We start from the raw sequence: 18,822 nt of genomic DNA, 5'->3' as shown, positions 1-18,822 counted from the left end.
ACGCCGACAAGCCCGTCGCCGGTCGCGGTCCACCTCGATAGCCTCCGGTAGTGCCGAACTCACTATCGCCGATCCACCTCTGCTGCCTGCTCTGGGCGCGCGCCGACACGGCCGAAGCCCTGACCCGATACGAGGACACCGTTCTCGGCCTGCTCCCCGAGCACAAAGGCGTCGTGCTCAGCCGAGTGGTCGGTGACGGACACGACGGCTCGCCGCACGAGGTGCAGGTCCTGCGCATCGCCGACCGCGACGCACTCGAGGCTTATCTCGCCGATCCGCGCCGGGTGGCGCTCGCGGACGAACGGAACCGGGTGATCGCCCGGACGGAGGTCTTCGACGTCGACGTCCGAACCGACACCGGGTAGCCGAGCGACCTAGGGCGTCGGGATGTCCAGACCGAGGTCCAGGACGGTGACGGAGTGCGTCAGGGCGCCCACGGCCAGGTAGTCGACGCCGGTGCGGGCATAGTCGGCCGCGACGTCGAGCGACAGGCCTCCCGAGCTCTCCAGCTTGGTGCCCGGCGAACGGGTGTTGCGGCGCTGGACGGCCATCTGGGTCTCCCACGGCTCGAAGTTGTCCAGCAGGACCAACTGCGGTTCGAGTCCGAGGACCTCGTCGAGCTGGGTCAGCGAGTCGACCTCGACCTCGACCGGTAGGCCCGGCGCCGCCGCCCGGACCGCCTCCAGCGCCGCGGCGACCGAACCCGCGGCGACGACGTGGTTGTCCTTGATGAGGGCGGCGTCGCCGAGCCCCATCCGGTGGTTGACTCCCCCGCCGGCACGAACCGCGTACTTCTGCAGATGCCGCAGACCCGGAAGTGTCTTGCGCGAGTCGCGGATTCGGGCGTCCGTACCCTCCACCGCCGCCACCCAGGCCGCGGTGGTCGTGGCGATCCCCGACAGGTGCGAGATCAGGTTGAGCGCCGTGCGTTCCGCGGTCAGCAGCGCTCGCGTCGGAGCGTGGACGGCGAGTACGACGGTGCCGGGTTCGACGCGGGTTCCGTCGTCGACGCGCGACGTGATCGTGTACTCGCCCGCCCCGATCACCTCGTCGAAGACCGCCTCGACCACCGGCACGCCGGCGATCACACCATGCGCGCGGCTGACGATCGCGGCGTCGACGACTGCTCCCGCGGGGACGGTTGCGGCCGTGGTGACATCGGGCCCGTACCGCAGGTCCTCGTCGAGTGCGGTCCGGATGAGCGCCCGGATCTCGTCGTCGACGACGAGTTCGAGCGCCCCGCCGGCCGCCTCCTGTCCGATGAATCCGTCGCTCACCGTGTCTGCTCCCCCGAGGGTCACTCGCCCGAGCCCGGGTTGCCGATCGCGATCATGCGCTCGACGCTCTTACGGGCTTTGTCGGCGACGTCGGCGTCGACGAACACCTCGTCGCGTCCCTCGCGCAGGCAGCGCAGCAGCGCGGCCGGCGTGATCATCTTCATGTACGGGCAGGACGCGCGGTCGTTGACGGCCTGGAAGTCGACGCCGGGTGCGGCCTTGCGCAGCTGGTGCAGCATGCCGACCTCGGTGGCGACGAGAACCTGCTTGGCGCCGGTCTCCCGGGCGGCGTCGAGCATGCCGCCGGTCGAGAGGATCTTGACCCGGTCGGAGGGCACCGCGCCCTCACCGGCCAGGTAGAGCGCCGAGGTGGCACAGCCGCATTCGGGGTGGATGAACAGGTCGGCGTCCGGGTGCGAGGCGGCCTGGTCGGCGAGCTCGTCGCCGTTGATGCCGGCGTGCACGTGGCACTCGCCCGCCCAGATGTGGATGTTGTCGCGGCCGGTCTCCCGCTTGACGTGTGCGCCGAGGAACTGGTCGGGCAGGAACAGCACGTCCCGGTCGGGGTCGATCGAGGCGACCACGTCGACGGCGTTCGACGAGGTGCAGCAGATGTCGGTCAGGCCCTTCACCTCGGCGGTGGTGTTCACGTACGACACCACGATCGCGTCGGGGAACTCCGCCTTCCAGGCGCGCAGCTCGTCGGCGGTGATCGAGTCGGCGAGCGAGCACCCGGCGCGCTCGTCCGGGATCAGGACGCGCTTCTCGGGGCTGAGGATCTTGGCGGTCTCGGCCATGAAGTGGACGCCGCAGAAGATGATCTCGTCGGAGTCGACCTCGGCGGCGATGCGCGAGAGCGCGAGCGAGTCACCGACGTGGTCGGCGACGTCCTGGATGGCCGGCAGTTGGTAGTTGTGCGCGAGCAGCGTCGCGTTGCGGGCGCGGGCGAGGCGTCGGACCTCGTCCGCCCACTCCTGGGTCGGCTCGACGCCGGCGTAGCCGCCGGGAGCGTCGTACCACTCGGCATCGAGGAGTCCGGTCGCGGTGACGGCCGCCGGACGATCACTGGTGATGCTCATTGCCACTCCTCTGGCTCCCCGACGCATGCTCCGCCGGGTCGTCGGTTCCCCGGATCACGGGCCGTGTGTCCGAGGCAGGTTTTCGACTCATGGTCGAAAACGCTATGCATCGTAACATTCGCCACACCGGACCTATTCCCGCCGCCCCACGCGGGACGGGGCACGTCATTCACGCATCAGCGCGTCGGATGACAGTCGAAGACGAGGGCTGCGGAGTCATCCCGCGCGAGCAACCTCTTCGCCGTCGAGAACGACGGCCAGATCGTCGAGGGACGTCTCCAGCGACCGCGCGAGCGCCGCGATCGTCGCGAATGCCGGGGTGGGCATACGACCCGTCTCGATCTTGCGGAGCGTCTCCGGCGAGATCCCCGCGTGTACGGCGACCTCGGCCAGCGGGCGCTCGCCGCGGAGTTCACGCAACCGGGCACCCAACCGGCGTCCGGCGGCGATCTGCTCGGGAGTCAACGGGTTGCGGACCATGGGCAGATCCTATCCGATGCGGTATGAATATACCGGTACGCCCCGGTATTTCTATACCGGGATTCATCTGCCGATGATCGACGCAGCCACCGAAGGGAACCCGAGAACATGGTCGAGCTCAAGACACCGTCCGAGGTGGAGGCGATGGCGGTCACCGGCGCGTTCATCGCCGAACTCCTCGCCGACCTCGCCGAACGCGCCGACGTCGGTGTCAACCTGCTCGACCTCGAGCAGCGCGCCCGCGAGATGATCGCCGAGCGCGGCGCCGAGTCCTGCTACTGGGACTACGCACCGTCCTTCGGCAACGGCCCGTTCCGCAACGTCATCTGCCTGTCGGTCAACGACGCGGTACTGCACGGGCTCCCCCACGACTACGTGCTCGCCGACGGCGACCTGCTGTCGATGGACATCGCGGTCTCCATCGACGGCTGGGTGGCCGACTCCGCGCGCAGCGTCATCGTCGGCACGCCCCGCCCCGAGGACCAGCGCCTGGTCGCCGCCACCGAGGAGGCGCTGCGCGCGGCGATCGACGCGGCCCGGCCCGGGGCCCGCTTGGGCGACATCTCCGCAGCGATCGGCGCCGTCGCGAAGTCGCGCGGGTACCGGGTCAACACCGAGTTCGGCGGGCACGGACTCGGCCGGACCATGCACGAGGACCCGCACGTGCCGAACATCGGCAGGCCCGGACGCGGGATGAAGCTGCGGCCGGGACTGACCCTGGCGCTCGAACCGTGGTTCACGCTGGGTACCGAACGCATCAAGTTCGACGCCGACGGCTGGACCATCCGGTCGTTCGACGGTTCGCGCGGCGCCCACAGCGAGCACACGATCGCGATCACCGACGGCGAGGCGCGCGTGCTCACCGCACGACCCGCCTGACGGGGCGGGCGCCGCGTCGGATCGTTCCTGCGTCGCGGACACGCGCCGGGGCCATACAATCACCGCATGCCAGCCGCCGGGACCGACTCCTCCTCCACCGACGGCCCCTCCTCCGGTGGGCCCCACGCCGATACGCACCCGGCCGACGAGCGCGGCGCCGGTCTGCGGGTCGAGGTGCTGCCCGTCGTCTTCCAGGTCCGCACGCCGGCCGACGCCGATGCCGCGCACCCGGTGCTGAGCGTCCTGCTCTCGGAGGTCCCTGCCGGGCGGTGGTCGTTGCCCCGCGGCGACGTCGCCGACGACGAGAACCTGTCGGCCAGCGCACGCCGTCTCGTCACCGAGACGATGGGCGTCCGCGACGTCGCCCATCTCGAACAACTGTCGGTGTTCTCCGACCCCCATCGGGTCCCCGGTATCCGCACGATCGCATCGAGTTACCTGGGGCTCGTCCCGTCCGACGCGTCGTCCGGCCTTCCCGGCGGCGCCGGCTGGTTTGCCGTCGACGCCCTCCCCGAGGTCGTGTTCGACCACGCCGCGATCATCGAGACGGCCCGGCACCGGCTCGCCGCGAAACTCTCGTACACGAACATCGCTTTCGCCCTCGCGCCCAAACGTTTTCCGATGTCGGAGCTGTCGGAGATCTACTGCGCGGCGCTGGGCTACCCGGTCGACACCACGAACCTGTTGCGCATCCTGAGCCGACGCGCCGTGGTGGTGTCCACCGGCACCGTCGGCAAGACCGGCCGTGCCGGCGGTCGCCCGCCGGCGCTGTACGCCTTCGCCGACAACGAATTACGCGTCACAGACGAGTTCGCGACGCTGCGTCCCCCGATGTGAGCTCTGCTCCGGCCGGCTCGGCGAACGGGTCGTCGGGCAGGTCTCCGACGCCGAGATCGGCCGTGCGCGCGGACAACACACACACCAGGTAGACGATCGCGAAGGCGAACGGCGCGCAGATGAGGAGAATCCACGGGGAGCTGTACCCGACACTGGTTCCGCCCTCGAGCCACAACTCGGGAGCGACCTCGTATACCGACGAGACCGGCAACGCGGTCACGTCGTCGTCGAATCGCATGCCCGCCAGCCACATCCCGGTCTCGGCCGCGACCGCGGAACCGGCCACCGTGCCGAGGACCGGCACGAGGAAGCCGACCACGCCGCGCCAGGCCCGCACCGCGATCCACACGACGAGGGCCGCGGCCGCGCCGTAGCCGAACATCGTGAGGGCGAAGGCCGCGACGCCGCCGAAGTCGGTGGTGACCAGCGCGGGGGTGAGCCCACGGACGACCACGCCGGTGGTCGGCGGGGTGAGCACACCCCAGACCATGCCGGCGATGGCGCCCATCAGCACCACCGCCACGGTCATGGCGACCAGCACCGATACCGGGCGTTCGACGCGCGGGGTCACCGGCGGCCCAACTCGGCGGAGTCGACCGTGCCGTGGCGGGAGCACCGTGCGCTCCAACCGTCGGGACGGACCTGCACCACCATGCGCCGCCCGCATTGTCCGCAGAAGCGCGGCGGTTCCAGGCCCAGGCGCGCGGCGGGCGGGATCGCGTCGGGTGACTGCAGTTCCAGTTCGATACCCGTGTACACGCCGTACCTACACGGTTCGGCGAGCGGGCCCGGGACGGTGTCGATCATGAGTGAACACGCTACCGATCGTCGCGAGGGTCGACGTCAGATCGTGTCGTTCAACGACTTGATCGGCATCGACAGGTCGTTCAGCAGGTCGAGATCGTCCTCGGCCGGCCGCCCCAGCGTCGTCAGGTAGTTGCCGACGATCACGGCGTTGATGCCGCCGAGGATGCCCTGCTTGGCCCCGAGGTCGCCCAGGGTGATCTCGCGGCCGCCGGCGAAGCGCAGGATGGTGCGCGGAAGTGCGAGGCGGAACGCGGCGACGGCCTTCAGCGCCTCGGTGGCGGGCAGCACGTCGAGATCCCCGAAAGGCGTGCCGGGGCGGGGGTTGAGGAAGTTCAGCGGCACCTCGTCCGGCTCGAGTTCGGCCAGCTCCGCGGCGAACTCGGCGCGCTGCTCGAGCGTCTCGCCCATGCCGAGGATGCCGCCGCAGCACACCTCCATACCGGCCTCGCGGACCATCCGCAGCGTGTCCCAGCGCTCCTCCCAGGTGTGGGTGGTCACGACGTTCGGGAAGTGGCTGCGCGCGGTCTCCAGGTTGTGGTTGTAGCGGTGCACGCCCATGTCGCGCAGCTGGTCGACCTGCTCCTGGGTGAGCATGCCCAGGCTGCAGGCGATCTGGATGTCGACCTCGTTGCGGATCGCCTCGATGCCCGCGGCGACCTGACTCAGCAGCCGCTTGTCGGGGCCGCGGACCGCGGCGACGATGCAGAACTCGGTGGCACCGGTCTTGGCGGTCTGCTTGGCCGCCTCGACCAGGGACGGGATGTCGATCCACGCGCTGCGCACCGGGGAGGCGAACAGGCCGGACTGCGAACAGAAGTGGCAGTCCTCCGGGCATCCGCCGGTCTTGAGCGAGATGATGCCCTCGACCTCGACCTCGGGACCGCACCACCGCATCCGGACGTCGTGGGCCAGCTGCAGCAGCTCGGTGAGACGGTCGTCGGGCAGGCGCAGGACGGTGAGCACCTGCTCCTCGGTGAGGGCCTCGCCACGCTCGAGCACCTGCTCGCGGGCGATCGCGAGGATGTCGTCGGACGCCCGGACGTCGCGGGCTGCGTCAACGGTTGCCTGGGTCACTGGTGGAACTCCTTGCTGGTGATCCGGCGAAAGTGCCGGTGCGGTAGAGATTTTCAGGTCCGGATGAGCTGTTCCGGCAGGTCTGCGGGGGTGGCGGGTTCGGGGCGGACGGCCACCGTGCGGAGACCGTCGAGCCACTCTGGGTCGAACCAGGTGGGTGCGAGACGGCCGAACCCCGCGGGGTCGAGCTCGCCGGCACCGGCGGGCAGCACCCCGACCACCGGCACGCCGGTCACCCGCGGCAGGTCGTCGCGGTTGCACCGCATGGCGAGATCGGGCTCCTCCGGCCACCACCCGATCACCAGGCCCGCCGGGCGCAGGCCACGGGCGCGGATGGCGTCGACGGTCAGCTCGGCATGGTTGAGCGCACCGAGGCCGGGGTTCACGACGACGAGCACGCCGTCGGCCGTTGCCGGGTCCAGGACCGGGCCCGCGACGTCGAGCAGGGTCGCGGTCTCCCCCAGCCGGACCATGACCCCGCCCGCACCCTCGACCAGGGTCAGCTCGTAAGTGCTTGCGAGGCGGTCGATCTCGCCGGCGATCACGGCGGGATCGGCGAACGGCAGCCCCGCTCGGCGGGCCGCGGTGTCGGGCGCGAGGGGCTCCGGATAGCGATAGCACTCGACGGTCGTGACCGGGCCGGCGAGACGAGCGACCTCGGCGAGGTCACCGGGTTCGCCCGGGGCGACCCCGGTCTGGACGGGCTTGCACACGGCCACAGTGGTCGGCGCACCCGCCCGCGCGGCGGCCGCCAGTGCCGCGGTCGCCACGGTCTTGCCGACGTCGGTCGAGGTGCCGGTGATCGCGAGGACGCGTCCGCGCGCGGTCATCGCACCCCCACCTGTCGCAGCGCCTCGTCGACGACCCCGGCGACGTGGTCGAGGGTCGCGGTGTCGAGGTCGGCGCGCACCGTGATGCGCAACCGCGAGGTTCCCGGCGGCACCGACGGCGGACGGAAGCATCCGACGAGCACGCCGCGGTCGCGGCATGCGGCCGCCGCGGCCACGGCGCGTTGCGGGTCGCCGACGATGATCGAGATGACCGCGGCCTGCGGTTCCTCCGCCCCACAGGCCCTGGCCAGGTGACGGGCGTTGGCGCGCAGCCGGTCCGGCAGATCCGGGTTCGCCCGCACTACGCCGAGCGCGGCGCGCGCGGCGCCCACGGCCGCCGGGTTGAGCCCGGTGTCGAAGATGAACGTGCGCGCGCAGTCGACGAGGTGCGACCGCAGCAGACCGGTGCCGAGCACCACCCCGCCCTGCGACCCCAGCGACTTGGACAGCACCGAGGTGACCACCAGGTCGGGCGCGCCGGAGAGTCCGTGCTCGGCGACGATGCCCCGACCACCGGGCCCGCGCACGCCGACCGCGTGCGCCTCGTCGACGAGAAGCACCGCGCCGTGGGCGCGTGCGGCGGCGTAGAGGTCGGCGATCGGGGCGGGGTCGCCGTCGATGCTGTAGACGGAGTCGGTGACGACGAGCGCACGCTGTTCGGTCCGATCGGCGAGAGCGGCGCGCACCGCCTCGTGATCGCCGCGGTCGACGACGACCACCCGCGCGCGGGAGAGCCGGCACCCGTCGATCAGCGACGCGTGGCTGCCGGTGTCGCTGACGATCAGGTCGCCGCGCCCCGCGAGTGCGGTGACGGCGCCGATGTTGGCCAGGAAACCGGACGAGAAGACCAGCGCCGCCTCGAACCCGAGGAAGTCGGCCAGCTCGTTCTCGAGGTCGACGTGGGCCTGCGTCGTGCCGACCACCAGTCGCGACGCGGTCGAACCGCCACCCCACCGCCGGGCGGCCTCCCGCGCCCCGGCGATGACGTCCGGGTGGGCCGAGAGGCCGAGGTAGTCGTTCGAGCCGAGGTTGATCTCCGCGGCGCCGTCCCGCCGGACATGGGGGTCGCGATGGAGACCGGCCGCCGCGCGGTCGCGGGCCGCCCCGGCGAGCCAGGCGAGGCCGACCTCGCCCGTGGCATCCGGTCCCGTGCCGGGGCCGCCCGGGGCGAACGGCCGATCCGATGCGAGCGTCATGACCGCGCCCCCGCGAGTTCGACCGTGGCACAGGAGGTCTCGACGAGCGTGGCGTGCACCGCGGCATGGATTCCGGCGACGATGAGATCGACGTCGTCAGGTGCGCAGACGAACGGCGGCATCGTGTAGACGAGGTTGCGGAACGGCCTGAGCCAGGCCCCGGCGTCGACGGCGGCCTCGGTGGCGGCCGACATGTCCACCGGGCGGTCGAGTTCGACCACACCGATCGCGCCCTTCACCCGCACGTCGACGACGCCGTCCACCTCGCGAAGGGGCGCGAGTCCGCCGGCGAGTCGCGCCTCGATCTCGGCGACCCGCGAGGCCCAGGGCGTCTCCAGCAGCAGTTCGATGGCGGCGACGGCCACCGCGCACGCCAGCGGATTGGCCATGAAAGTCGGTCCGTGGGCGAGGCCGCCGGCCTCCCCGGCGCTGATGGCCTCGGCGACGCGCGTCGTGCACAGCGTCGCGGCGAGCGTCAGGTATCCGCCGGTGAGGGCCTTGCCGACGCACATGACGTCGGGTGCGACCCGTGCCGAGTCGGCGGCGAAAAGCGTTCCGGTGCGGCCGAATCCGGTGGCGATCTCGTCGAAGATCAGCAGCACGTCGTGACGGTCGCAGATGTCGCGGAGCGCAGACAGGTATGCGGGGTCGTGGAAGCGCATGCCCCCGGCGCCCTGGACCACCGGCTCGACGATGACCGCGGCGAGTTCGTCACGGTGCTCGGCGACCGCGGCGTCGAGCATCGCCACGTACCCGGCGTCGAAGTCGGCGGGCGGGGCGTCGACGAAGACCTGCTCGGCGAGGACCTTCGTCCACATCGAGTGCATGCCGCCCTCGGGGTCGCAGACGCTCATCGGGGTGAACGTGTCGCCGTGGTAGCCGCCGCGCCAGGTCAGCAATCGGGTGCGCCGCGACTGCCCGCGGCTGCGCCAGTACTGCAACGCCATCTTGACCGCGACCTCCACCGAGACCGAGCCGGAGTCGCAGAAGAAGACCTTCTGCAGGGGTTCCGGGGTGAGCTCGACGAGCAGTCGGGCGAGCCGGGCGGCCGGTTCGTGGGTCAGGCCGCCGAACATCACGTGCGACATCCGGCCGAGCTGGACGGCGGCCGCGGCGTCGAGACGCGGGTGCCGGTAGCCGTGGATCGCCGCCCACCACGAGCTCATGCCGTCGACCACCGTCCGGCCGTCGGCGAGTTCGAGGCGGACCCCCGACGCGGAGGTCACGACGAGCGGGCGGGTCGCGGCGGGCAGTGCGCCATACGGGTGCCAGATGTGGTCGGCGTCGACACGGCTGATCTCCGCGTGGTCCACGACGAACGTCTCCTCACTCTCCCCTGCGCGTGTGGACGGCATCACCTGTACACCGTCCAGGTGTCCTGGACACCGTACAGGCAACTCCTGGACGGTGTACAGGCGACACGGACGGACACCGACCGGGACCTGGCAGAGGGGACGCGGCCGCCGGCCGCGCGGGCGGCGGTCACTACGCTGACCTCGATGAGCAACAGCCGCACCGACGTCCTCCGCGCAGCCCGCGACATCCTCCGCGAGCACAGCCTGGCCGACCTGTCGATGCGCCGCCTGGCCGCCGAGCTCGGGGTCAGCCCCAACGCCCTGTACTGGCACTTCCCCAACAAGCAGACGCTGCTCGCCGCGCTCGCCGACGACATCCTCGGCGCGGTGGCGATCCCGCCCGCCGACCTGCCCTGGGACGAACGACTGAATCTGCTGGCCACCGGCATGCGCGCAGCGCTGCTCGACGTGCCCGACAGCGCCGAGGTCGTCTCGTCGAGCTGGGCCAGCGGGCTGTCCACGAAAGCCATCGCCGCCGACATCGCCGCCGCCGCGCACACCGGCGGGCTGTCCCTCCGCGACGCCGAGGCGGTGAGCACCGCGATCTGCCAGCTCGTCATCGGCCTGACCATCGAAGAGCAGACCCGGGCCCAGATGGAGCGACTCGGGGTGATCGGGCCGTCCGGGCGCGACTTCGGCGGCGAGTTCGCCGACGGGCTCGAGGTCATCCTCGACGGCGCGCGCACCCGCCGCCGCTCGTAGGCCCCCGACCGGCGGTGACCCATCCCACCCGGGTGTCGGGACCGGTGGAGTCGGGTTTTCACAGATTCGGCGGGTACATTGCTACCCGGCCGAAACCGTTCCCGACCCGAAAGAGTCCCGCGTGGCATCGACGACCCGAGTAGTGGCGCCGGAGTCGGCCCCCTCGACGCCGACGACGCCTGCCTACCGCACCGACCTCGACGGTCTGCGCGGCATCGCCATCACCCTCGTGGCCTGCTTCCACGTGTGGTTCGGCAAGGTCTCCGGCGGCGTGGACGTCTTCCTCACCCTGTCGGGCTACTTCTTCATCGGGTCACTCCTGCGGCATGCGATCTACGCCCAGAAGCCGCACGTCACCTTCCGCGACACCCTCAACCCGTGGCCGCGGCTCAAGCGACTGCTCCGACGCCTCCTGCCGGCGCTGATCACCGTGCTGCTCGCCGTGACGGTGCTGACGGTGCTCATCCTGCCCGACACGCGCTGGGCCAACATCGGCCACGAGATCGTGGCCAGCGCGCTGTACTACCAGAACTGGTACCTCGCCGAGAACTCCCAGGACTACCTGGCCGCGAGCTCGGCGAACAGCCCGCTGCAGCACATCTGGTCGATGTCCATGCAGGGGCAGTTCTTCGTCCTGACGCTGGTCGTCGCGCTGCTCTTCGCGGGTCTTCTGAAGCTGCTCGCGAAGGCCGTCCGCCCGTTCGCCGATCCGCGCGTGATCAAGGTCCTGGTCTTCGCGGCGGTCCTCGTCGTCGCCCTCGGGTCGTTCTGGTGGGCGCACCGCGGCATGGCGATCAACCAGCCGTACAACTACTACTCGACGATCTCGCGACTGTGGGAGCCGCTCGTCGGCGGTCTGCTCGCGATCTGGCTGCCGTCCCTCAGGGTCCCCAACTGGGTGCGCAACCTCGCCACGGTCGGGGCCCTCGGGCTGATCATCAGCTGCGGCTGGTGGATCGACGGCGTCAACGAGTACCCGGGCCCGATGGCGCTGTTCCCGGTCGGCGCGACGCTGGTGATCATCTGGGCGGGCGCGACCGCGCTGCAGCTACCCGCCCACGGCGCACACGCCGCGCCCGACGTCATGCCGGTCGCCAACCGCGCGCTGGCCTCCACCTGGCCGGTGTGGCTGGGCACGATCGCCTACTCGCTGTACCTGTGGCACTGGCCGCTGCTCATCTTCTACCTGACCTGGCGCGACAAGAACCACGCGAACTTCATCGAGGGCGTCGGCATCCTCGCGGTGTCCATCGGGCTGGCGTGGCTCACCAAGCGCTACATCGAGGACCCGTTGCGTGAGGGCGACCGCTCGGCGCTGGCGCGCGGAGACCGGCAGGGCCGTTCGCGGTGGTTGTCCTACACCTCGGTGGTGACCGCGATCCTCGTCGCGGGAACGGTCGTCGCGGGTGTCGGGATCAAGCTGTGGGAGCGGCACGTCGACAACATCGTCGTCGACACCAAGAATCTCGACCCGCGCCTCTACCCCGGCGCCCGGGCCCTCCTCGAGGGGTGGCCCGTGCCGGCCGTGGACCCGCAGCCGTCGGCGCTCGAGGTGATCCAGGACTTCCCCGAGACGTCCACCGACGGCTTCATGAGCGACTTCACCGACAACGAGATCCACGTCGGCGTCTACGGCGATCCCAACGCGACGCGCACGATCGCCCTCGCCGGCGGCTCACACGCCGAGATGTGGATCTCGGCGCTCGACACGCTCGGCAAGCGCAACGGCTTCAAGGTCAAGACGTACCTGAAGATGGGCTGCCCGTTGTCGACGAACAAGGTCCCCAAGCAGCGCGGGGTGCCCTACCCCGAGTGCTACGACTGGGGTCAGCGCGTCATCGAGGAGATCATCGCCGACAAGCCCGACGCGGTCTTCACCAACTCGACGCGCCCGCGCGACTACAAGCCGGGGGACTGGGTTCCGCCGGACTACGTCCCGATCTTCGACCGGTTCCTCGACGCCGGGATCCCGGTGTTCGGCATGCGGGACACCCCGTGGCCGAAGAACGCCAAGGGGACGATCGACACGCCCATCTGCCTCGCCGACGGCGGCGACGCGGAGAGCTGCGGCTCCCGGCGCGCGGCCGTCCTGGCACCCGATGACCCCGCTCTCGAACTGGCCGCGACCCGACCGGACTTCCACCCGCTGGACATGTCCGAGGGCATCTGCACCGACGATTTCTGTCCGGCCATCGTCGGCAACATCACCGTCTACAAGGACCCGCACCACCTGAGCGCGACCTTCGTCCGCAGCCTCATCGACGAGCTGGGGCGCCAGATGGCGCTCGCCATCCCGTGGGCCGGCCCCGACGTACCCTGACCTGCCCATTCACCACCGCACACCATCCTTGCGGTCGTAACGCGGACTGCCGCGGGGCAAATCTCTCCGAGATGACCGCCCGGCCCGACCCGACTAGGGTCGGTGCATGACGTCGTCAGGAAGCCGGGCATGACCGTATCGCCGACCCCGGAGCAGCAGGCGCCGGACTCCGATGATCCCGGCGCGGGCGCCCCGTCCCCGGGAGACTCCTCATCCGGTGACACCGTGGCGGGCGACACCGCCGCCGGTGGCACCGTGTCGCCCGCGGTGCCGATGCCGGACGACCCGATCCAGGCCGACGCCCTGGTCGAACCCGAGCCGGCGCCGATACCGGTCTGGCCGGGCACGCCGTATCCGCTCGGCGCCACCTACGACGGCGCCGGCACCAACTTCTCGCTGTTCTCCGAGGTCGCCGAGGCCGTCGAGCTCTGCTTGATCGACCGGGACGGCAAGGAACGCCGCATCCGCCTCGACGAGGTCGACGGCTACTGCTGGCACTGCTACCTGCCCAACATCGGGCCCGGACAGTTCTACGGGTACCGCGTGTACGGCCCCTACGATCCCTCGCGCGGACTGCGATGTGATCCGAGCAAGCTGCTCCTCGACCCGTACGGCAAGGCCTTCTACGGCGACTTCGACGGCGACGCCTCGCTGTTCTCCTATCGCCTGCCGGATGCCGGGGCAGACGAGGTCGCAGGCGACGGGTCCCCCGATCCCGGGGACGCCGCCGAGGCGTCGGCCGCGCCGGATCAGGCCGAGGGCGCCTCGCCGGAGTCCACCGGCGTGGACGGGTCCCCTGACGCGACCGCGGATGCCGAGGAAGCAGAGAGCGCAGACGAGCCCGAGGACTCCGGGGAACCCGCGGCCGGGCCGGAGCCGGACCAGGCACCCCACGACTCCCCGCCGGTCGCCGGATCGTCGGACGACCTGCCGGGCCTCGACTCGCTCGGGCACACCATGGTGTCGGTGGTCATCAACCCCTACTTCGACTGGCAGAACGACCGCTCCCCGAACCGCCCGTACCACAAGACGGTCATCTACGAGGCCCACGTCAAGGGCATGACCATGACGCATCCCGGTGTGCCCGAGCACCTCCGGGGCACCTACGCCGGGCTTTGCCACCCGGTGATCATCGACCACCTGAAGTCGCTGGGCGTCACCGCCATCGAGCTGATGCCGGTCCACCAGTTCATGCAGGACTTTGTGCTCCGCGACCAGGGCCTGCGAAACTACTGGGGCTACAACACCTTCGGGTTCTTCGCGCCGCACATCGAGTACTCGTCGAACCCCGACCAGCCGGCCAGCGCGGTGACCGAGTTCAAGGCCATGGTGCGCGAGTTCCACAACGCCGGCATCGAGGTGATCCTCGACGTGGTCTACAACCACACCGCCGAGGGCAATCACCTCGGTCCGACCGTGTGCTTCCGGGGCATCGACAACGCCGCGTACTACCGCCTCGTCGACGACGATCCCGCCATGTACATGGACTACACCGGCACCGGCAACAGCCTCAACGGCCGGCATCCGCACACCCTGCAGCTGATCATGGACTCGCTGCGGTACTGGATTCTCGAGATGCACGTCGACGGCTTCCGCTTCGACCTCGCCTCCACCCTGGCCCGCGAGTTGCACGACGTGGACCGCCTCTCGGCGTTCTTCGATCTGGTGCAACAGGATCCGGTGGTCAGCCAGGTCAAGCTCATCGCCGAACCGTGGGACATCGGCGAGGGCGGCTACCAGGTCGGCAACTTCCCTCCCCTCTGGACCGAGTGGAACGGCAAGTACCGCGACACCGTCCGCGACTACTGGCGCGGCGAGCCGGCGACGCTGGGCGAGTTCGCCTCCCGCCTCACCGGGTCGTCGGATCTCTACGAGGCGACCGGGCGCCGGCCGCTGGCCAGCATCAACTTCGTCACCGCCCACGACGGGTTCACGCTGCGCGACCTGGTGTCCTACAACGAGAAGCACAACGAGGCCAACGGCGAGGACAACCGGGACGGCGAGAGCCACAACCGATCCTGGAATTGCGGGGTCGAGGGCCCCACCGACGATCCCGAGATCAACGAGCTGCGCGCCCGCCAACAACGAAACATCCTGGCCACGTTGTTCCTGTCGCAGGGCACCCCGATGCTGGCGCACGGCGACGAGATCGGCCGGACCCAGCAGGGCAACAACAACGTCTACTGCCAGGACAACGAACTGTCCTGGATGGACTGGTCCCTCGCCGAGGAGAACGACGACCTGCTCGAGTTCACCCGCACGGCGATCGCGTTGCGCACCGCGCACCCGGTGTTCCGGCGGCGTCGCTTCTTCGCGGGCAAGCCCATTCGCTGGGGCACCCAGGCCCTCGACATCGCCTGGCTCACCCCCGCCGGGGTCGAGATGACCACGGCGGACTGGGACAGCGGATTCGGCAAGAGCCTGGCCGTGTTCCTCAACGGCCACGGTCTCGAGGAGAAGGACGAGCGGGGCGAACGGGTGGTCGACGACTCGTTCTTCATCTGCTTCAACGCCCACTATGAGCCGATCGACTTCACCCTCCCGCCCGATTCCTACGGCCTAAAATGGGTCGGCGAACTCGACACCACGTGCCCCACGGGCGATTCGGGGCTGACCGCGTCCGCGGGCGACACCGTGACGGTCGGCGGCCGGGCCGTCCTCGTCCTGCGGAAGACCGCGTAGGCCCATGGGCACCCGACCGGGGCGGCCGGAACCGCGCGCGACCTACCGCTTCCAGGTGAACGCCGACTTCACCTTCGCCGACGTCGTCTCCACCCTGGACCATCTCGTCGACCTCGGGGTCAGTCACGTGTACCTGTCCCCCATCGGCACCGCCGCCACCGGCTCCACGCACGGCTACGACTGGCTGCCACCGCCGACGGTCTCCGACATCCTCGGCGGGCTCGACGGCCTGCGCGAATTGCGCAGGGCCGCAACCGAACGCGGGCTCGGACTCATCATCGACATCGTGCCCAACCACACCGGCGTCGCCGACGCGCTCGCCAACCCGTGGTTCGCCGACCTGCTGCGCCACGGACCGCATTCGCAGTACGCGTCGTTCTTCGACGTGGACTTCTCCGCGGACAACGGCGCCGGCGGCAAGATCGCCCTGCCCGTCGTCGCGGCCGACGGCGACCTGAGTCCGCTCACGATCGACCGGCACGGCAACCTCCGCTACTACGACCACTCCTTCCCCGTCGCCCCGGGCACCGGGGACGGCACCCCCGCGGAAGTCCATGCGCGCCAGCACTACAAGCTCGTGCCCTGGAACAGCGGCCTGATCGGGTACCGCCGCTTCTTCACCGTCAACGAACTCGCCGCACTCCGCCAGGAGGACCCGGTCGTCTACGACGCCACACACCAGTGGCTGCGGGATCTGGCCGCCGAGGACCTGATCGACGGTGTGCGCGTCGATCATCCGGACGGCCTGTGGGACCCGCAGCACTATCTGCAGCGGCTGCGCTCCGACATGGGTGACGACCGATTGATCTACATCGAGAAGATCCTCGCGCCCGACGAACCGCTCGAACCGAGCCTGCCGGTCGAGGGCACCACCGGGTACGACCAGATGCGCGTCATCGACGGCCTCTTCGTCGCCCCCTCGGGGGTCGTCCAGCTGACCGAGCTGCACGAGCACCTCACCGGCGAGACCGGCGACGGGCGCTGGATCGAGGCGGTGGAGCACCGGCAGAAACTGACCACGTTGCGCGAATCCTTCCCCACTGAGCTCCGGAGACTCGTCCGCACCATCACCCACGCCGATCCCGCCGCCGACTCCGAGGCGATCGCCGAGGCGTGCGGGGAGCTCATCGCCGCACTCGGGGTCTACCGCGCCGACTATCCGTCGCTGCGGTCGCGGTTGGAGACGGCCGCGGTGAAGATCGCCGCGGAGCGGCCGGAGCTGACGCGGCCGCTCGGCGCCGTCGTCCGAGCGACGCGCAGTCCGGGCGCCGCGAGTTCGCGACTCGCGCAGACCTGCGGCGCCGTCACCGCGAAAAGCGTCGAGGACAGCCTCTTCTACCGCACCGCGCGCCTGGTGTCCGCTCAGGAGGTGGGCGGCGACCCGGCGAATCCCGCGTTGTCGGTGGCCGACTTCCACGAGCACAACGAGGCGCGAGCCCGCCTGTGGCCGCTGGCGATGACCGCGACCTCCACACACGACACCAAACGCGGCGAGGACGTCCGCGCCCGGATCGCCCTGCTCTCGCAGGTCCCCGAGCGGTGGTCGCTGCTCATCGAGAAGGTGTGGCTGAACACCGAGATCCCCGACGGCCTGACCGCATACTTCCTGCTGCAGAACATCTTCGGGGTCTGGCCGACGGACGGTATCGTCACCGACGAGCTGCGCACCCGCCTGGTCGAATACGCGCGCAAGGCGTGCCGCGAGGCCGGGCTGCACACCTCCTGGACCGAGATCGACGAGGAGTTCGAGGTCTCGGTCGAACGCTGGATCGACGAAGTCACCACCACCCCGGTCGCGGCCGCCGTCACCGAGCTGGTCCGCCGCGTCACCCCTGCGTGGGAACAAGAAGCCCTGGCGCGCAAGGCGATCGCCATCCTCGGACCAGGTGTCCCCGACATCTACCAGGGCACCGAGTGGTGGGAGGACTCCCTCGTCGATCCCGACAACCGGCGGCCGGTCGACTTCAGCCGCCCGCCGGACCACCCGAAGACCGCGATGGTCCGGAACGCCCTGCGTGTGCGGGCCGAGCATCCCGAGGCCTTCGGCCCGTCCGGCACCTACACCGGCCTACCCGTCGACGGCGCCGCACACGACCACGGCGTCGCCTTCGCCCGCGGCACCGGCGAGTGCGCGTCGGTCGTGGTCATCACCGCGCGCTTCACCCACAGCCTGGACCCGGTCTCCGCGGCGGCGACGACGATCGAGCTGCCGGCCGGCCGGTGGCGCGACGTGCGCGGCGGGGCCATCCACGAGGGAACCGTCGATCTGCACACCGCGCGCGCCGGACATCCGGTGGCGATCCTGGTGCGGGACTGAACGGTCCGCCGACAGCTCGACGGACACAAGAAATCCGGCTGCGTTTGTCCCGGGATTCGGGGCCGGCGCAACCGGATCTCTTCGCGCCTGGTCCTAGCCTCCCGGCTGCGGCGCTGGGGCCGGCTGGTTCTGCTGCGGCGCACCACCGCCGGGGAGCGACTGCGACGGGTCGATCTGGCCGCTCGGGGCGCCGGGCGGGCCGTCGACCTTGGACACCAGCCACTTGCCGTCTTCCTTGGCCAGGTCGAGTCGGAACACCATGAGACTGGTCCCGCCGGTCGGCAGTTTCACGCTGCGGCCGGTGACCTCGGCCATCACCACCGTCTTGGCGGTGTCGGTGCTGACCGTCTCCACCGCGACGACGTTGATCTTCGAGGTCACCTCGATCTTGAGCGCCTCGACGTTCTGCTCGGTGTCGTCGCGCTCCTGCTCCAGCCGCTTGCGCAGCTCGCCGGTCGAGAGTGGTCCGAGCAGCTCCTTGGAGTTTCCGGCGTTCTCGGCGTTGAGCGTCGTCACCAGCTTGCCGACGAAGTCGGCGGACGCGGTCTTCGCGTCGGCGAACGCGTCGGCCTCGCGCTGCAGTGTGAAGGTCCGCCAGCCGAGGAACCCGACGGCGGCGATCAGCGCGATCACCAGCAGCGCCCCGACGGCGCGCCGGATGCCGCGTGCGGTGATGGTGACCGCGAACTCCTTGTCGCCGGAGGCGGTGTCGTCGGAACCGCGTGACTCCACGGTTCTCGTCGACGACGCCGTGGTCTTCTCGGCGGCGCTCTGCTTCGGCCCCGATGCGGACCGGCGGGCGGTCTTGCCGCGCGGCGCCGCGGGCTTGTCGAGGCTCACCTTCGCGTCGGAGGCGTCCGAGCCGTCCGTGGCCGGAGTCTCCGCGCCGGCCTCGTCGACGCCGCTGTCCGCGGTCACCTCCGGGGTCTCGAGATCGGCGTTCTCTCGGTCGTTTTCATGGTCTGTCATCTACAGGTCACGCAACTT

General features: G+C 70.4%; 17 protein-coding genes. 7 read left to right on the top strand and 10 right to left on the bottom strand.

The window, feature by feature from the left end; all coding sequences use genetic code 11:
- The first annotated feature begins 50 nt into the window (after nt 1–50).
- Nucleotides 51–365, top strand: coding sequence for a hypothetical protein (locus FFS52_RS00725; protein ID WP_137808503.1), 315 nt, complete (start codon nt 51–53; stop codon nt 363–365).
- Nucleotides 366–374: 9 nt separating this feature from the next.
- Here the strand turns inward: FFS52_RS00725 and nadC are convergent, their stop codons facing one another.
- The 3 genes from nadC to FFS52_RS00710 form a co-directional block, all read right to left on the bottom strand.
- Nucleotides 375–1,277 carry a carboxylating nicotinate-nucleotide diphosphorylase gene (gene nadC / locus FFS52_RS00720; RefSeq protein ID WP_137808502.1) on the bottom strand — a complete coding sequence of 301 codons (903 nt, stop codon included), beginning with the start codon at nt 1,275–1,277 and terminating at the stop codon, nt 375–377.
- Nucleotides 1,278–1,297: 20 nt separating this feature from the next.
- The gene (nadA, locus tag FFS52_RS00715) at nt 1,298–2,356 is read right to left on the bottom strand and encodes a quinolinate synthase NadA (protein WP_006898428.1); all 1,059 of its coding nucleotides are present in this window, start codon (nt 2,354–2,356) and stop codon (nt 1,298–1,300) included.
- Between the two features lie 216 nt (nt 2,357–2,572).
- Nucleotides 2,573–2,836: a helix-turn-helix transcriptional regulator gene (locus FFS52_RS00710; RefSeq protein ID WP_068970339.1), complete on the bottom strand. Its 264-nt coding sequence runs from the start codon at nt 2,834–2,836 to the stop codon at nt 2,573–2,575.
- 108 nt (nt 2,837–2,944) lie between these two features.
- Between FFS52_RS00710 and map the strand changes: the two genes are divergently transcribed.
- Together map and FFS52_RS00700 are read left to right on the top strand one after the other, a co-directional pair.
- The gene (gene map, locus FFS52_RS00705) at nt 2,945–3,715 is read left to right on the top strand and encodes a type I methionyl aminopeptidase (RefSeq protein WP_006898426.1); all 771 of its coding nucleotides are present in this window, start codon (nt 2,945–2,947) and stop codon (nt 3,713–3,715) included.
- 66 nt (nt 3,716–3,781) lie between these two features.
- Nucleotides 3,782–4,552 carry an NUDIX hydrolase gene (locus FFS52_RS00700; protein ID WP_006898425.1) on the top strand — a complete coding sequence of 257 codons (771 nt, stop codon included), beginning with the start codon at nt 3,782–3,784 and terminating at the stop codon, nt 4,550–4,552.
- On the opposite strand, the gene FFS52_RS00695 is transcribed toward FFS52_RS00700, so the two are convergent.
- The 6 genes from FFS52_RS00695 to FFS52_RS00670 are packed head-to-tail and all read right to left on the bottom strand — an operon-like array spanning nt 4,515 to nt 9,772.
- On the bottom strand, nt 4,515–5,123 hold the full coding sequence (locus FFS52_RS00695) for a DUF2567 domain-containing protein (RefSeq protein ID WP_109237678.1): 609 nt from the start codon (nt 5,121–5,123) through the stop codon (nt 4,515–4,517). The two genes, FFS52_RS00700 and FFS52_RS00695, sit on opposite strands and share 38 nt — an antisense overlap.
- Nucleotides 5,120–5,359, bottom strand: coding sequence for a hypothetical protein (locus FFS52_RS00690; RefSeq protein ID WP_006898423.1), 240 nt, complete (start codon nt 5,357–5,359; stop codon nt 5,120–5,122). The genes FFS52_RS00695 and FFS52_RS00690 overlap by 4 nt, the downstream gene beginning before the upstream one ends.
- A gap of 36 nt (nt 5,360–5,395) precedes the next feature.
- Complete coding sequence (bioB, locus tag FFS52_RS00685; RefSeq protein WP_109237677.1) at nt 5,396–6,433, bottom strand: biotin synthase BioB; 1,038 nt, start codon at nt 6,431–6,433, stop codon at nt 5,396–5,398.
- A 53-nt stretch (nt 6,434–6,486) separates the two neighbouring features.
- Complete coding sequence (gene bioD / locus FFS52_RS00680) at nt 6,487–7,263, bottom strand: dethiobiotin synthase (protein WP_109237676.1); 777 nt, start codon at nt 7,261–7,263, stop codon at nt 6,487–6,489.
- Nucleotides 7,260–8,459 (bottom strand): 8-amino-7-oxononanoate synthase, encoded by a 1,200-nt coding sequence (locus tag FFS52_RS00675; RefSeq protein ID WP_109237675.1) that lies wholly within the window; start codon nt 8,457–8,459, stop codon nt 7,260–7,262. The genes bioD and FFS52_RS00675 overlap by 4 nt, the downstream gene beginning before the upstream one ends.
- The gene (locus FFS52_RS00670) at nt 8,456–9,772 is read right to left on the bottom strand and encodes an adenosylmethionine--8-amino-7-oxononanoate transaminase (RefSeq protein ID WP_109237674.1); all 1,317 of its coding nucleotides are present in this window, start codon (nt 9,770–9,772) and stop codon (nt 8,456–8,458) included. The genes FFS52_RS00675 and FFS52_RS00670 overlap by 4 nt, the downstream gene beginning before the upstream one ends.
- Nucleotides 9,773–9,958: 186 nt before the next feature.
- Between FFS52_RS00670 and FFS52_RS00665 the strand changes: the two genes are divergently transcribed.
- From FFS52_RS00665 to treY, 4 genes are all read left to right on the top strand, one after another.
- Nucleotides 9,959–10,516 carry a TetR family transcriptional regulator gene (locus FFS52_RS00665; protein WP_137808501.1) on the top strand — a complete coding sequence of 186 codons (558 nt, stop codon included), beginning with the start codon at nt 9,959–9,961 and terminating at the stop codon, nt 10,514–10,516.
- A gap of 142 nt (nt 10,517–10,658) precedes the next feature.
- Nucleotides 10,659–12,836: an acyltransferase family protein gene (locus FFS52_RS00660; RefSeq protein ID WP_137808546.1), complete on the top strand. Its 2,178-nt coding sequence runs from the start codon at nt 10,659–10,661 to the stop codon at nt 12,834–12,836.
- Between the two features lie 273 nt (nt 12,837–13,109).
- Nucleotides 13,110–15,518: a glycogen debranching protein GlgX gene (gene glgX, locus FFS52_RS00655; RefSeq protein WP_249356212.1), complete on the top strand. Its 2,409-nt coding sequence runs from the start codon at nt 13,110–13,112 to the stop codon at nt 15,516–15,518.
- A 4-nt stretch (nt 15,519–15,522) separates the two neighbouring features.
- Nucleotides 15,523–17,835, top strand: coding sequence for a malto-oligosyltrehalose synthase (gene treY, locus FFS52_RS00650; protein WP_137808499.1), 2,313 nt, complete (start codon nt 15,523–15,525; stop codon nt 17,833–17,835).
- Between the two features lie 93 nt (nt 17,836–17,928).
- On the opposite strand, the gene FFS52_RS00645 is transcribed toward treY, so the two are convergent.
- The gene (locus tag FFS52_RS00645) at nt 17,929–18,804 is read right to left on the bottom strand and encodes a hypothetical protein (RefSeq protein ID WP_006898413.1); all 876 of its coding nucleotides are present in this window, start codon (nt 18,802–18,804) and stop codon (nt 17,929–17,931) included.
- Nucleotides 18,805–18,822: the final 18 nt, after the last annotated feature.

The sequence above is a fragment of the Gordonia sp. ALPHA1B1 genome (genome assembly GCF_005502615.1).
Lineage (GTDB): Bacteria > Actinomycetota > Actinomycetes > Mycobacteriales > Mycobacteriaceae > Gordonia > Gordonia hongkongensis.
Note: the sequence above shows the minus strand (reverse complement) of the source record. Positions and strands in the feature narration are given on the sequence as shown.